Source organism: Cellvibrio sp. GW822-FHT04B05, assembly GCF_058800985.1.
Genome location: NZ_JBXAMU010000004.1, coordinates 425,532 through 439,550, shown reverse-complemented (window position 1 = coordinate 439,550; position 14,019 = coordinate 425,532). Strand labels below are relative to the sequence as shown.

Genomic DNA, 14,019 nt, shown 5'->3' with positions numbered 1-14,019 from the left:
TAAACAGGGTTTGTTGTGATTCGATTTGAGACCGTAAGCAAGCGCTACGATACCGGCTACGAAGCCTTGGCGCGGGTAGATTTTGAAGTGCAAGCCGGGGAAATGTTGTTCCTCACCGGGCACTCGGGTGCCGGTAAAAGTACCTTGATGAAGCTCATCATGCTAATGGAACAGCCTTCCAACGGCCATGTGTATGTCGATGGCCATCATTTGGCGCGCCTGCCCAAAAGCCAAATTCCCTATTTTCGCCGCAATATCGGCGTTGTTTTTCAAAATCACCAACTGCTGTTTGATCGCACCGTGTACGACAATGTCGCCCTGCCGCTGCAGGTAGCTGGCTATCCCCATCAGGAAATCGGCAAGCGTGTGCGCGCAGCGCTCGATAAGGTGGACTTGCTCGATAAAGAGCGCTGCAATCCGGTGGTGTTATCTGGCGGTGAGCAACAGCGGGTCGGTATCGCCCGCGCCGTAGTCAACAAGCCAACTCTGCTGCTAGCGGATGAACCGACCGGTAACCTCGATCCGGAATTATCCAACGAAATCATGACCCTGTTCCGCCAGTTCAATGAAGTGGGCACTACGGTGATGATTGCTACCCATGATATCGAGCTGCTCAGACGCATGAACAAGCGAGTATTGGGTCTGGTGCAAGGCAAACTGGTCCATGACGGGGTGCTCTGGTGAAATCGAATCGTCCGCCTTCAAAACCCGAACGCCGCCCCAACCGTATGGGTGCCAGCGCGAATACCCGTAATGATCGCCCGCGCCGCGAACCGCCGCCGCGCGCCGAGAATATCCGCCCGCAAGGTGCGGTGCAGAGCCAGATGTCGCTGCGCGATAAGTTCGATGCCTGGAGCGCCCACCACAGTAATTCTGCGATTGAGAGCCTGCTGCGTATGCTGGGTACGCCCCTGCAAAGCTTGATGACCTGGTTGGTAATTGCCATTGCCATCGCCCTGCCGGCGGCGCTGTTTGTGGTGTTCAATAACGTCCAGCAGATCGGCAAAAGCTGGCAGGATTCCAGCCAGATTTCGGTCTTCCTGAAAAAAGACGCAACCGCGACCCAAGCTCAGGATTTACGCGGCCGCTGGGCCAAACGCCCGGATGTCGCCCTGGCGACTTATGTATCTCCCGAGCAGGCGTTGGAAGAGTTCAAATTGGGTTCCGGCCTGGGCGAGTTAGCGAGCCATCTCGACGAAAATCCGCTGCCAGCGGTGATTCTGGTCAAGCCGAAAGTGGTTGGTCCCGATGCGCTCACATCCCTGCAACAGTCATTGGTCGCTGATCCGCTAGTGGCAGATGTACGGTTGGATATGTTGTGGGTCAAACGCCTGCATCAATTCATCACCGTGGCCGAGCGCTTTGTGGTTGCCTTGGCCGGGTTGCTGGCATTGGGGGTATTGCTGGTAATTGGCAATACCATCCGCATGGCGATTGAAGCCAGACGCGACGAGATTGTGGTGGTTAAATTGGTTGGCGCGACTGATGCTTACGTGCGTCGTCCGTTCCTTTATACCGGCCTGTGGTATGGCGTAGGTGGTGGCATAGTGGCGGCGATCCTGCTGGCAATCGGTTTCTGGTGGTTATCAGTGCCAGTCACCCAGCTTGCTGATCTGTACCAAAGCAGTTTCCGTCTGCAGAGTCTGGATGTTATCGAAAGTCTGCAATTAATCCTGATTGCCGGATTGACCGGATTGTTGGGGGCCTGGATTGCCGTAGCGCGGCATTTATATGTCATCCAGCCGCGCTAAATGAGAGCAAAGTGGCGTCAATACTGGCTATGCAGGTGTCAAAAAGGAACTTTTCCAGCTCTGGCGCAACCAATAATCGGGTGATACACTCGGGCAATATTGAAATCGGAGGTAAACATGAGCACAAGCACAAGTCTGCAACCTATCGGCATCCTCGCCCCCGGTGCAAACCTGAATGCCTATGTTCAGGCAGTCAGCAGCTTTTCTATTCTCTCGGTAGAAGAAGAGCAGGCGTTGGCGCGCGACCTGGTCAGCAATGGCAACCTCGATGCTGCACGTAAACTGGTTATGGCGCATCTGCGTTTTGTTGTGCATATCGCCCGCTCCTATAATGGTTACGGCCTGCCGCTGGGTGATCTGGTGCAGGAAGGTAATGTCGGCCTGATGAAGGCGGTCAAGCGTTTCGATCCGGACAAAGGCGTGCGCTTGGTGTCATTCGCCGTGCACTGGATTAAAGCCGAGATCCACGAATTTATCCTGAAAAACTGGCGCATCGTTAAAATTGCCACCACCAAGGCCCAGCGCAAATTGTTCTTTAATCTGCGCAGCGCTAAGAAGCGTTTGGCGTGGTTGAGTAATGATGAAGCCCATGCTGTTGCGGCGGATCTGGGTGTTGATGTAAAACAAGTGCGCGAGATGGAAGGTCGTCTGGCCTCCTACGATGCCGGTTTTGATGCGGGCGAAGATGACGAAGACGATGGTTATGTTGCTCCGGCACATTACCTCGAAGACAACCGCTATGACCCTGCTGTGCGTTTGGAAGAATCCAACTGGGAAGAATCCAACGTTAATGGTCTGGAAAAAGCATTGGAAAAACTGGATGACCGCAGCCGTGTCATCCTGCAGCGCCGCTGGTTGAATGACGACAAAGCGACATTGCACGATCTGGCTGCAGAATATGGTGTATCAGCTGAGCGTATCCGTCAGTTGGAAAAAAATGCCATGAACAAAGTCAAAACCATGATGCTGGAAGCTTGATTCTATTGTCGACAAGACCCGAAAAAGCCGCGCCTAGCGCGGCTTTTTTATTTCTATCAAATTAAATGACTCAGCAAAGGATGTTATTTTGGCGCGCTTTTTTCTGATGATTGCCGCAATTAGCGGCTTTTTTGCCGTTGGTATAGGGGCATTTGCCGCTCATGGTTTAAGGAAACTGCTCACCCCGGAGATGATTGAGGTGGTGAAGACCGGGGCCCAATACCAAATGTATCATGCGCTTGCACTTTTTATTGTTGGCCTCTGGCTCAGTTACAGACCTGCAACGCCGGGCTTAAAAGCAACTGGTTTAGCCTTTATACTAGGCACCCTGTTATTTAGTGGCAGCCTTTACGCTTTGTCCATGGGCGCTCCGCGTTGGCTCGGACCTATCACGCCTGTGGGTGGGCTTTGTTTCCTGATCGGTTGGTTATTGTTGCTGGTTGCAGCATGGCGAACCCCAGGCCAGCCGACTGATTTTTCCTAATTCGTAACCTGTATCCTTATGTCTGAATTACCTGAGTTAACTCCCGACCTTGAGGCCGGAGAGGAAGGGTTTCTTATCAAACCCGAATTTAAACCCAAATCGATCCGCAGTTTTGTGATCCGCGCCGGGCGTATTACCGTCGGCCAGAAAAATGCCTTTGATACCTGGTGGCCGGTGTTCGGCCTGAGCCTTTTTAACGGCAGAATCGATCCTGAACAAGTGTTTGGTCGCAAGGCGCCGCTGGTTTTGGAGATCGGTTTCGGTATGGGCGATTCGCTGCTGGAGATGGCGCATAACGAGCCGGATAAAAATTTTATCGGTATTGAAGTGCATCCGCCCGGTGTTGGTCGTTTGATTAACGTGGCGGGGCAAGAGAATCTCACCAACTTGCGCGTTTATATGGCCGATGCGATGGATGTGCTGGAGGATTGCATTCCAGATGGTGCTATCGACCGCCTACAGCTTTACTTCCCTGATCCATGGCATAAGAAGAAGCACAACAAGCGCCGGATTTTACAGTCAGGCTTTGTTCAGGAAGTTCACCCTAAGATGGCGGCCGGCGGCATATTCCACATGGCAACTGATTGGCAGGCATACGCCGAGCATATGTTGGACGTAATGAATGATGCGACTGGCTTTACAAACGAGTTCGCGGAAACGGCCTATGCCCCAAGGCCGGAATATAGGCCCATTACCAAATTCGAAAAGCGCGGCGAGCGTCTCGGCCACGGGGTTTGGGACCTGTTGTTTAAAAAAACATCATAAATTGGCATAAACTGCTTTAATTTGTTAAGGTAACCAGCTGAAAATAATGATGAAATGGATTTTGGTAAGCAATAAGCTTGAAGATCGTCAACCGGTCGAGATTTTTTTACACGCTTTAGAGTTTTAATCAATCGAGGGAATCAGGTTGTTTTTGGGACCTCGCTATTTTCTACGGAGAACAAATGGCTATGAAAAACACACACGTACTTGCTCTGTCTGCTGCTATTGCAGCTGTACTTTCCACTGGCGCTCACGCTGATAACCACAAAGTAGAAATCCATGCTGATGCTGGCCGTACCTTTTTTGAAGATCCACTGAAAGACTCTAATACCTGGGGTCTTGGTGTTGGTTTTTACCTGGATGAAAACTGGATGTTGGATCTGGTTGCCAGCAAATACGATACCGAAACCCAAACCGGTGGCATCGATGTTGACGGTACCCAATACCGTTTGGATTTGTTGTACCACATCAATACTGAAAGCGCATGGCGTCCATACGTAGCCTTCGGTATAGGCGATCAGGAGCGCGAATTTAATGCGGCAAATGCATGGTCCGAGCGTGATACCCTGCTTAACCTCGGTGCCGGTGTTAAGCGCGATTTAGGCAGCAATTGGCAGTTCCGCACTGACGTACGCGCATTTAACAGCCTCGACAACGAATACACCGATCTTGCTGTAACTGCTGGTATCGGTTATGTATTTGGTGAGAAAGCAGCACCTGCTCCAGCACCTGTGGTTGCTCCACCGGTAGAAGTTGATAGTGATGGCGACGGCGTTTTTGATTCGAAAGACAAGTGCCCGGGCACTCCAAAAACCCACAAAGTTGACGAAGTTGGCTGTTCATTGAAATTGACCGAAACTGTGGCAATTCAATTGAAGATTACTTTCGATACCGCTAAAGCGATCATCAAGCCTGAGTTCCAGGGCGAAGTGGCTAAACTGGCCAGCTTCATGAACCAATATGCTGATACCGTTGTGACCGTCGAAGGCCACACTGACAGTCAGGGTTCTGACGCCTATAACCAAAAACTGTCACAAAGCCGTGCTGATTCGGTAAAAGCAGCACTGATTACTCACTACGGCATTGGCGCTGACCGCGTTAAGGCAGTTGGTTATGGTGAAGCTAAACCAGTTTCAGATAACAACACTGCATCTGGTCGCGAGCAAAACCGTCGTGTAGTAGGTCAAGTATCTACTGCTGTGACCAAAGTGGAGACTCGCAACTAATCTTGTAACCAAGCATTAGAGAGTGATTAGAAAACCCGGCCTGGCGCCGGGTTTTTTATTGCCTGCATTTCATCCCGCAACGCTATTTTTATTGCTGTTCGTTTACCAAAGGTGCATAGCCGCTGCGAAAATCCGCAAATTTCAGTTGGTAGCCAGATGCCAGCAAGCGCCGGTTACTGATGCGTTTATTGCCGCGCTCGTTGACCGCTTCGGGCGACAAAAACTGCTCGATTCCCAATTGCTCTGCAATCCAGCTAACCACTTCAATCATTGGGGCAGGGTATGAGTCGGTTGCGAGATAAAGTTCGTCCATTTCCTGCCGGGATTGCAGGTTGATTAAATGGGCGAGCATCCCGGCGCAATCCTCGGCGTGGATGCGATTGGTGATATGGAGGCTGGCGGACGCGCGTCCTTGCTTTACCTGCTCGATCAAACGGTTGCGGCCCGGTCCGTAAATTCCACTAAAGCGGACAATGCTGTGGGCAAAGCCACTTGCCTGAATAACACTTTCAGCTTCCAGCAGACGCTTGCCACTGAAACTTTCCGGCCGGGTAGGGGAGTTTTCATCGACCCAACTGCCATCATCCTGTGCATAAACGGCAGTGCTGGAAACAAAAATGATCAACCGCGGTTGTTGTGACAATTGCGGAAGGCGCTTCAAGCTGGCGATCAAATTGCGGCAGGTCTGGACATAGGCGCGTTCGTAACCTGCGTCGCTGCGTTCAGCAGGTGTCATGCTGACGACAATCACCGCAAAACCTTGCTGGATGATAACGTGGAGTTGATCTGCTTGGGTCGCATCACAAGCCTGGTAAGTCAGCCAGGGGTGATCGGTCGGCGGGTTTCGCCGCAAACCGGTGACTTGGTAGCGATCAGGGTCAAGTTGCTGCGCGAGGCGTTGGCCAATATCGCCACAACCAACGATTAATAGCTTTTCGCGCAGTTTTTCTTGTGAAGATGGGTTAATTGTCATTTGATAAATGTCACTAATCTGATAGTTTTAGGCTATTCCAACAAGCCTCAACAATGGAGCTGTACCATGACCCTTACTGAATTGCGCTACATCGTCACTCTGGCTCAGGAGCAACATTTTGGGCGCGCTGCAGACCGCTGTTATGTCAGCCAGCCGACCCTGAGTATTGCAGTTAAAAAGCTGGAAGATGAGTTGGGGGTGGCGCTGTTCGAGCGCACCAAATCCCGCGTACAACCTACACCCTTGGGTGAGCAAATTGTTGCCCAGGCAAATCTGGTGCTGGAGCAGACCGCCGCGATCAAAGATCTCGCCGACGCCGGTAAGGATCAGCTTAGCAGCCCGCTTTCAGTTGGCGCGATCTTCACCATTGGCCCCTATTTGCTGCCGAAGTTTATCCCGCATCTACAACAATTAGCGAGCAAAATGCCGCTCTATGTGGAAGAGGGCTATACCCACAACTTGCGCAAAAAATTGCGCAATGGCGAGTTGGATGTGATTATCGTGGCGCTGCCGTTTATTGAGCCGGATGTGGTTACCCAGTCACTCTACGATGAACCTTTTATAGTGTTAATGCCGAAAGATCACCCGCTTGCCGCGAAAGACGCACTTGACCCTACTGACCTGAATGACCAGCAACTGTTACTGCTGGGTGAAGGCCACTGTTTCCGCGATCAGGTGCTCACCACTTGCCCAAGCTTGCAACACCATGGCGAAGCAAACTCCAGCAATGTGCGCACCGCAGCTGAGGGCAGTTCATTGGAAACCCTGCGCCATATGGTTGCGTCGGGACTCGGATTGACGATTTTGCCCGCCTCGGCGGCTGAAAGTTCCCTCTACAGCTCCGATGTGCTGGTTACCCGTCCTTTTACCGAGCCATCACCCAGCCGCACCGTTGCACTTGCGTGGCGCGCCAGCTTCCCTCGCCATAAGGCGATTGATGCCTTGCGCACCGCCATTAAAGCATGTCGCTGAGTTTAGTGCCGTTCGATGTCCTCCTCCCGCGTTGCTCCCGGCAGCGATAAAACCCTCGACCAAATTCCCGCCAGCGCCCTCAAGGGCGTTGGTGCCAGTTTGGCTGCAAAATTGGCGAAAATCGGCCTGTTTAGTGTGCAGGATTTGCTCCTGCACCTGCCGCTGCGCTACCTGGATCGCACCCGTATTACGCCCATCGGTGCCTTGCAACCTAATATCAATGCGGTGATTGAAGCGGAAGTGCGCGCCTGCGATGTCGTTTTTGGCAAGCGCCGCAGTTTGGTGTGCAAAGTCCATGACGGAACTGGCACCATCACTCTGCGTTTCTACCATTTCAACAATGCGCAAAAGCAGCGATTGGTGAATGGCACACGCCTGCGGATTTTTGGCGAAACCCGGCGCGGCGCCTCGGGTTTGGAGATGTACCACCCCGAATACGATGAGTTGGATTCAGCCGCACCATTGCCGTTGGAGCAATCGCTGACACCTATTTATCCCGCGACCGAAGGCCTGACCCAGCCGCGTTTGCGCTCGCTTGCGGTGCAAGCTCTGACCTGGCTCGACAAACACGCGCTCAAGGAGTTGTTGCCTGATGTGGTGCGGCGCCAGCTGAACCAGTCCTCGCTGGCCGACGCCTTGCGCTATCTGCACCAACCGCCGACTAACGCGAATATCCAGCAGCTGATAGAGGGCGAACACCCTTACCAGCAGCGTTTGGCGTTTGAAGAATTGTTGGCGCATCACCTGAGTTTGTTATTGTTGCGCCGTGAAGCCCAAGCCGATGGGGCTACCCGCCTCAAACTGGATAAATTGGTTCAGGCGCGTTTTCTGGCACAATTGGGCTTTAACCTGACCCGCGCACAGACTCGGGTAGTCGAGGAAATTGCCGTCGATCTGGCCAAGCCGATCCCGATGTTACGCCTGGTGCAGGGCGATGTCGGCTCGGGTAAAACCGTTGTCGCTGCACTCGCTGCGCTGGCGTCCGTCGCCAGCGGTAAGCAGGCGGCGATTATGGCGCCCACGGAAATTCTGGCCGAGCAGCATCGCCTTAATTTCGGCAAGTGGCTCGAACCGCTCGGTATCAAACTCGGTTGGTTGACGGGCAAACTGAAGGTCGCCGAGCGGCGCACCCAGCTGGCGGCCATCGCCAGCGGCGAAGCGCAGGTGGTGGTCGGCACCCATGCGCTGTTTCAGGAGGCGGTGGTGTTTGCCGATCTCGGGTTGATCGTGATCGATGAGCAGCACCGCTTCGGGGTCCATCAGCGCTTAACCCTGTCGGAAAAAGGTAGCAGTAACGACGAGAAGCATCGCTCCGGTTTGCTGCGCCCGCACCAATTGATCATGACCGCCACGCCCATTCCGCGTACGCTGGCAATGAGTGCTTATGCTGATCTCGATTGCTCGGTTATCGATGAATTACCACCTGGCCGCACACCGATTTCCACCGTGGTGATTAGCGATAATCGCCGCGAAGAAGTGATCGAGCGTGTACGCATGGCCTGTGAACAAGGCCGCCAGGCCTATTGGGTCTGTACTTTGATTGAAGAGTCTGAAGCACTGGAAGCGCAGGCGGCGGAGGCCACAGCTGCGAACCTCACCGAGTCTTTACCGCATTTGCGTATTGGCCTGATCCATGGGCGCTTGAAACCAGCGGAGAAAGAAGCGGTGATGGCGGCGTTTAAAGCCAATCAGCTGGATTTACTGGTCGCCACTACCGTAATTGAAGTCGGTGTCGATGTACCCAACGCCAGCCTGATGATTATCGAAAACCCCGAGCGCCTCGGCCTTGCCCAGTTGCATCAACTGCGCGGCCGGGTAGGGCGGGGTTCGGCGGCGAGCCACTGCGTGCTTTTATATGGATCGCCACTTTCGCAAAACAGCCGCGAGCGGCTGCGGGTAATGCGTGAAAGCAGCGATGGATTTTATATCGCTGAACAGGATTTATTGCTGCGTGGACCCGGTGAAGTCTTGGGTACGCGCCAAACCGGGGAGATGCAATTCAAGATTGCCGATTTGCAGCGCGACAGCCATTTGCTGCCCGAAGTGAAGGCGGCAGCGCTGTTATTGATGAGCGATTATCCACAGTTATGTGGGCAGTTGGTGCTGCGCTGGCTGGGTGAAAATCAGCGTTATTTACAAGTGTAATCGCAGGCGCAACGGTTACTTTGGATTGTCTTTGGCAGATAAATTCTCATCGCTATGTTAACTGCCGCATTATTCGCGCAGATTGCACGGTACAGTTTTAAATTTGAACTATGCTTGGATAAACCGTCTGCCGGGAATGCTGATCTCTAAGAAATGTTACCGTTCGGCTATATGAGAATTGCCCTCGCTGCATTACACTCGACGAACTAAACGGCCAAGAGTCATTTATCCCTATGTATATCAACCACTTGGAATTAATAAGAGGAGTCGGCCGTGCCAGTCCCTACCAGTGTTCAATCATTGCTCAACAAGCAAAATGCGCATTATCAGGTGGCTGAGGTGCCCGTGACCGAAAACGAAAGAGCACTCTGGCATGACCAGCATCTACGCACTATGAGCGCAGCCAAATCAGTAATCCTTCAGGATGATAAAGGGCGGGTGCAAGTAATTTTTGCGGCTGACCGATTACTTGATCTCAAGGCCGTTAACCGCCAATTGAGCCGGGAGCTGCATGCGGCCAAGCCAGAAGATATCCACAAATTTTGTCTTTCCCACAATCTCCAGAGCATTCCCGCGCTGCCCAAGTTGGCAGGGTTGCTGACCCTGATCGATCGCAGTCTCGTTGAGCGCAATGAGTTGCTGGCCGATTCTGGCGATGACAAGCAGCTGCTGCGGTTTAGCCGTGAAGAGTTCCAGCAAATTATTGATGATGCGACTATTTGCGACATTGCTGTACCACTCGAGCCACTTGAAATTGACGACACCAGCAGCAGCGACAACGACCAGATTCTCGGTGCAGTACGAAATTTCACCCAACTGCGCGTGAAGCAGCGTTTGGAAGAAACCCTCGAATTACCCCCGTTATCGGACACCGCCCAGCGCATTATCAAGCTGCGTGTTAACCCCAATGCCGATATCAGCGATCTCGCCCAAATTGTCGAGACCGACCCCAGCCTTGCGGCACAAGTGGTGAGTTGGGCAGCATCGCCTTACTATTCGGCGCCGGGCAAAATCAAATCCATTCACGATGCCATCGTCCGCGTGCTGGGTTTTGACATGGTGCTCAATCTTGCCTTGGGTCTATCGCTCGGCAAGGCCATGACTATCCCTAAAGAAGGCCCGCACGGTGCGCTGCCATACTGGCAACAAGCGGTGTATATGGCGGCGACAATTGAAGGTCTGGTGACCGCGATCCCGCGCGACCACCGCCCCAGTTTTGGTATGGCCTATCTGTGCGGCCTGCTGCACAACTTTGGCTACCTGATTCTGGCGGAAGTATTCCCACCTTATTTCCACAATTATTGCGAGCTGGCGGATACCAATCCCCACGTTGATCACCAAGCCGTGGAGCGCCATTTGCTTGGTGTGACCCGTGAGCAACTGGGGGCAGCCTTGATGTCACTGTGGTCGATGCCGGAAGAGGTAGTGGTTGGTTTGCGTCACCAGAACAACCCGCATTACCAGGGCGAATACGCGGTTTACGCCAAGCTGATTTTTGTCGCCCAGCGCTTGTTGCACCAGCACAATATTGGTCGCGGGCCGAAATTGGCGATTCCACCGCAAGTATTTGAAGACCTGCACCTGGACCCGGAAAAGGCCTACACCACGGTGGCAAATATTATTGAGTCGAGCGACGACCTCAAGCATATCGCCCACGAGTTATCGCCTCACCACTAACCCGGATCGCGCGCTGAACAAACCCCTTTTCCAAGGGGTTTTTTATTTATGGTGCAAACAGCTATTCCTACAAGATCGAGCGAGTAATGCCTATGACAGATTTCCCTGCGAACATTGATTTTCTCGCGAACACCGATTTCCCCGCCGCTGATGCAGCTGCACTCCTGGTTGCGCGCCGTGTCGATGGCAGCCAGGCCGAACGTTTACCGGAAGCCTGTCGTCCGCAAAACCTGGAGCAGGCGCTGGCGATACAAGTCGCCGTCACTGCGCAATGGTGCGAGCAGATGGACGATAGTATCGGTGGCTGGAAGTGCCTCCTGCCGCCGCAAGACAAGCTGGTCGTCGGTCCCATCTACACCCGCACCATAGATTCGGTACCGCCGGTGAGCCTCTGGGCAAAAACGACTGCCGAGGGCGACCGCGCGCGTATCGAACCGGAATTGGCGTTTTTCTTTGGCCGGGATTTACCGCCGCGCGCTGCGCCCTATACACCTGCCGATGTCGACGCTGCCATCGCCCGCACCCACATGGCGCTGGAGTTGATCAACAGCCGCTATGTCGATCCCGCCAGCTGTGAATTTCCCGAAATGCTCGCCGATGGTCTGGTTAACCAGGGTTTGTTCATCGGCCCGCAAGTCGATTCGGAAAACGCGCGCGGCGCCAGCAGTTTTACCATCACCCTGACCTGCGCGAATGGCGAGGTGATCGAACGTCAGGGGCAGCACCCGAATACCCATCCGCGCGCGCCGCTGTATTGGCTGGCGGAATTTTTGCGCAGCCGCGGCGAAGGCATAGTTGCCGGGCAGGCGGTGATCACCGGCTCCTACGCAGGTGTGATCGAGGTGCCGCTCAACACTGATATCCAGATCGACTATGCTGGTCTGGGTAGCATGCAGGTTAGTTTCACTGCCAAACACGCGCTTTAAGGAGTCGCCGTTATGACCCAAGATGAACAAACCACCCCGTTTTTTTCCTGCGAAATTCCCGTTCGTTGGGGCGATATGGATGCCTACGGCCACGTCAATAACACGCTCTACTTCCGCTATTTCGAGGAAGCGCGGTTTATGTGGATGTTGGAAAAAGGCGTGCCGCTGAAAAGCGATACCCACCCGGTCGTCGTCACTATTGGCTGCACCTTTTTGCGGCCGATTTTCCATCCCGAAACCCTGCGCATCGATGTCTATCTGAGCGAGCAGGGGCGTTCCAGCTTCATGGTTAAATACAAGGTCTACACTTCAAACCAGCCGGATATACCCGCTGCCGAAGGCTATTCGAAAGTAGTCTGGGTCAGCAGCACCGATGGCAAATCAGTGCCGCTGCCGGATCTGGTGCGTAACTGGTTTTTGGAAGCTGGTTGATGCCTATTTGGCTGGAGGCCGGATTTTGGGGTTTTGTCGCCGCCAGCGCCCTGCTGGTAGGGTCGGTGCTTGGCTGGTTTATCCGCTTTCCACCTAAAGCCGTCGCCTATGTGATGGCCTTCGGCAGCGGTGTATTGCTGGCCGCGCTGAGTTTTGACCTGGTAGCAGATTCCCTGGCGCAATCGGGCGTAGGTTGGGTGGCAGGCGGATTTATCGCGGGGGCGATTACCTTCTCGCTGATTAATTACTGGCTGAATACCCCGGAAGTCAAACACCGCAAACGCTCAGGCCATCAACAACCAGCGGCAAATAATACTGGCGTGGCAATAGCCGCTGGCACCTTGCTTGATGGCATCCCCGAATCCATGGCAATAGGTTTACTGGTCGCCAGTGGTGGCAAGCTCAGTCTGGCCACAATCGCCGCCATTTTTATTTCGAATATTCCCGAAGCCTTATCCAGCACCGCCGGCATGCGTCGCGCCGGTCGTTCGGGTTGGTTTATGGTGCGGTTGTGGGGTGGAATGGCGGTGTTATCAGGGGTGTTTGCGATTATCGGTGCGGCCTTTTTCGGCAGTGCACCGGAGCACATCAAAGCCTTGATTACCTGTATCGCTGCCGGCGGTATTTTTGCCATGGTAGTGGAGACGATGATTCCCGAGGCCTTTGCCGAAACCCACGAACTGTCCGGATTGATTGCCGCTGCCGGTTTTATCGTCGCTGTCACCATGCAGGCATTGGAGGCCTGACTTTCATCGCCCATCAAGCGCTTTGCGCAACGTCCAAATCCTGCCAATGAATCTTGTCGCTGTGATGCAACAGGCGCATCCGGCCTTGGTGATCCTCCACTAATGCAGTGCAGTTTTCGATCCAGTCGCCGCAATTGGCATAGCGCAAACCGGCCTCTTCGCGCAACGCCGGGTAATGGATATGGCCGCAGACCACACCGTCGTAACCGCGCCGTTTAGCTTCAGCCAGCGCTTCCTTTTCGTAGGTCTCAATTGCCGCTTTTGCACCTTTGATATTGCTTTTGATTAATCCGGCCAGCGAGAAATAAGGGCGCCCCGCCAATTTACGGATGCGGTCAGACCAGCGGTTGATAAACAGCAGCAGCTCGTAGCCATGGTCGCCAATAACGCGCTTCAACCAGCTGTGGTTGATGTAAGCATCCATCGCATCGCCGTGCATGATCAACAGGCGTTTGCCATCGGCGGTGACATATTCGTGCTCCTGCACAATCTCAATCGGGCCAAATAACTGGCCGCTGAAATGGCGGATAGGGTCGTCGTGGTTGCCGGGCACGTAGACAACACGCACGCCTTTGGCCGCCAGCTCATAGAATTTCAACATCACCTGATAGTGCTTTTGCGGCCAGCAGAAGCGACGCTTAAGCGACCAAAGATCGATAATGTCACCCACCAGATAAAGCGTATCGCAATGAATATTGTTGAGGAATTCGAGTAGGTAGTCTGCTTTGCAATCGCGAAATCCGAGGTGGATATCGGAAATCCAGACCGTACGGGCATTGATCAAATAACTGGCAGGGGTGGGCGGAAGGGCATAATGGGTATCGGAGACGAGCAGGTGCGCAGCGAGGGCATTGGCGGAAGTATTCATGGTGCGTTTCCGTAGCTGTTTCACCCTATCTTGCGGGGAACATGTGACGAAAACGCAACATTTTGATGAACTTTGG

General features: G+C 53.6%; 14 protein-coding genes. 12 read left to right on the top strand and 2 right to left on the bottom strand.

What is annotated here, in order from left to right; translation table 11 throughout:
• Window positions 1-15: 15 nt before the first annotated feature.
• The 6 genes from ftsE to AC1RJL_RS15010 all read left to right on the top strand — a co-directional run bounded on the left by ftsE (window position 16) and on the right by AC1RJL_RS15010 (window position 5,204).
• Window positions 16-684 carry a cell division ATP-binding protein FtsE gene (ftsE, locus tag AC1RJL_RS15035; RefSeq protein WP_492915433.1) on the top strand — a complete coding sequence of 223 codons (669 nt, stop codon included), beginning with the start codon at window positions 16-18 and terminating at the stop codon, window positions 682-684.
• Window positions 681-1,751 (top strand): permease-like cell division protein FtsX, encoded by a 1,071-nt coding sequence (ftsX, locus tag AC1RJL_RS15030; RefSeq protein ID WP_492915431.1) that lies wholly within the window; start codon window positions 681-683, stop codon window positions 1,749-1,751. The genes ftsE and ftsX overlap by 4 nt, the downstream gene beginning before the upstream one ends.
• 117 nt (window positions 1,752-1,868) lie before the next feature.
• Window positions 1,869-2,729, top strand: a complete 861-nt coding sequence (gene rpoH / locus AC1RJL_RS15025) for an RNA polymerase sigma factor RpoH (RefSeq protein ID WP_492915429.1) — start codon at window positions 1,869-1,871, stop codon at window positions 2,727-2,729.
• Window positions 2,730-2,817: 88 nt separating this feature from the next.
• Window positions 2,818-3,213 (top strand): DUF423 domain-containing protein, encoded by a 396-nt coding sequence (locus AC1RJL_RS15020; protein WP_492915427.1) that lies wholly within the window; start codon window positions 2,818-2,820, stop codon window positions 3,211-3,213.
• An 18-nt stretch (window positions 3,214-3,231) separates the two neighbouring features.
• Window positions 3,232-3,978, top strand: coding sequence for a tRNA (guanosine(46)-N7)-methyltransferase TrmB (trmB, locus tag AC1RJL_RS15015; protein ID WP_492915425.1), 747 nt, complete (start codon window positions 3,232-3,234; stop codon window positions 3,976-3,978).
• Window positions 3,979-4,166: 188 nt separating this feature from the next.
• Window positions 4,167-5,204 (top strand): OmpA family protein, encoded by a 1,038-nt coding sequence (locus tag AC1RJL_RS15010; RefSeq protein ID WP_492915423.1) that lies wholly within the window; start codon window positions 4,167-4,169, stop codon window positions 5,202-5,204.
• A gap of 88 nt (window positions 5,205-5,292) precedes the next feature.
• Here AC1RJL_RS15010 and AC1RJL_RS15005 read toward each other — a convergent pair whose 3' ends face one another.
• A complete protein-coding gene (locus tag AC1RJL_RS15005) occupies window positions 5,293-6,177 on the bottom strand; it encodes an SDR family oxidoreductase (protein WP_492915421.1) in 885 nt (294 codons plus the stop codon).
• A 66-nt stretch (window positions 6,178-6,243) separates the two neighbouring features.
• Between AC1RJL_RS15005 and AC1RJL_RS15000 the strand changes: the two genes are divergently transcribed.
• The 6 genes from AC1RJL_RS15000 to AC1RJL_RS14975 all read left to right on the top strand — a co-directional run bounded on the left by AC1RJL_RS15000 (window position 6,244) and on the right by AC1RJL_RS14975 (window position 13,075).
• A complete protein-coding gene (locus AC1RJL_RS15000) occupies window positions 6,244-7,149 on the top strand; it encodes a hydrogen peroxide-inducible genes activator (RefSeq protein ID WP_492915419.1) in 906 nt (301 codons plus the stop codon).
• Window positions 7,150-7,164: 15 nt separating this feature from the next.
• Window positions 7,165-9,294, top strand: coding sequence for an ATP-dependent DNA helicase RecG (gene recG, locus AC1RJL_RS14995; RefSeq protein WP_492915417.1), 2,130 nt, complete (start codon window positions 7,165-7,167; stop codon window positions 9,292-9,294).
• 273 nt (window positions 9,295-9,567) lie between these two features.
• Window positions 9,568-10,971 (top strand): HDOD domain-containing protein, encoded by a 1,404-nt coding sequence (locus AC1RJL_RS14990; RefSeq protein WP_492915415.1) that lies wholly within the window; start codon window positions 9,568-9,570, stop codon window positions 10,969-10,971.
• Between the two features lie 92 nt (window positions 10,972-11,063).
• Window positions 11,064-11,897 (top strand): hydratase, encoded by an 834-nt coding sequence (locus tag AC1RJL_RS14985; protein ID WP_492915413.1) that lies wholly within the window; start codon window positions 11,064-11,066, stop codon window positions 11,895-11,897.
• Between the two features lie 12 nt (window positions 11,898-11,909).
• On the top strand, window positions 11,910-12,329 hold the full coding sequence (locus AC1RJL_RS14980) for an acyl-CoA thioesterase (protein WP_492915411.1): 420 nt from the start codon (window positions 11,910-11,912) through the stop codon (window positions 12,327-12,329).
• Complete coding sequence (locus AC1RJL_RS14975) at window positions 12,329-13,075, top strand: ZIP family metal transporter (RefSeq protein ID WP_492915409.1); 747 nt, start codon at window positions 12,329-12,331, stop codon at window positions 13,073-13,075. The genes AC1RJL_RS14980 and AC1RJL_RS14975 overlap by 1 nt, the downstream gene beginning before the upstream one ends.
• Window positions 13,076-13,088: 13 nt before the next feature.
• On the opposite strand, the gene AC1RJL_RS14970 is transcribed toward AC1RJL_RS14975, so the two are convergent.
• Window positions 13,089-13,943, bottom strand: coding sequence for a UDP-2,3-diacylglucosamine diphosphatase (locus AC1RJL_RS14970; RefSeq protein ID WP_492915407.1), 855 nt, complete (start codon window positions 13,941-13,943; stop codon window positions 13,089-13,091).
• Window positions 13,944-14,019: the final 76 nt, after the last annotated feature.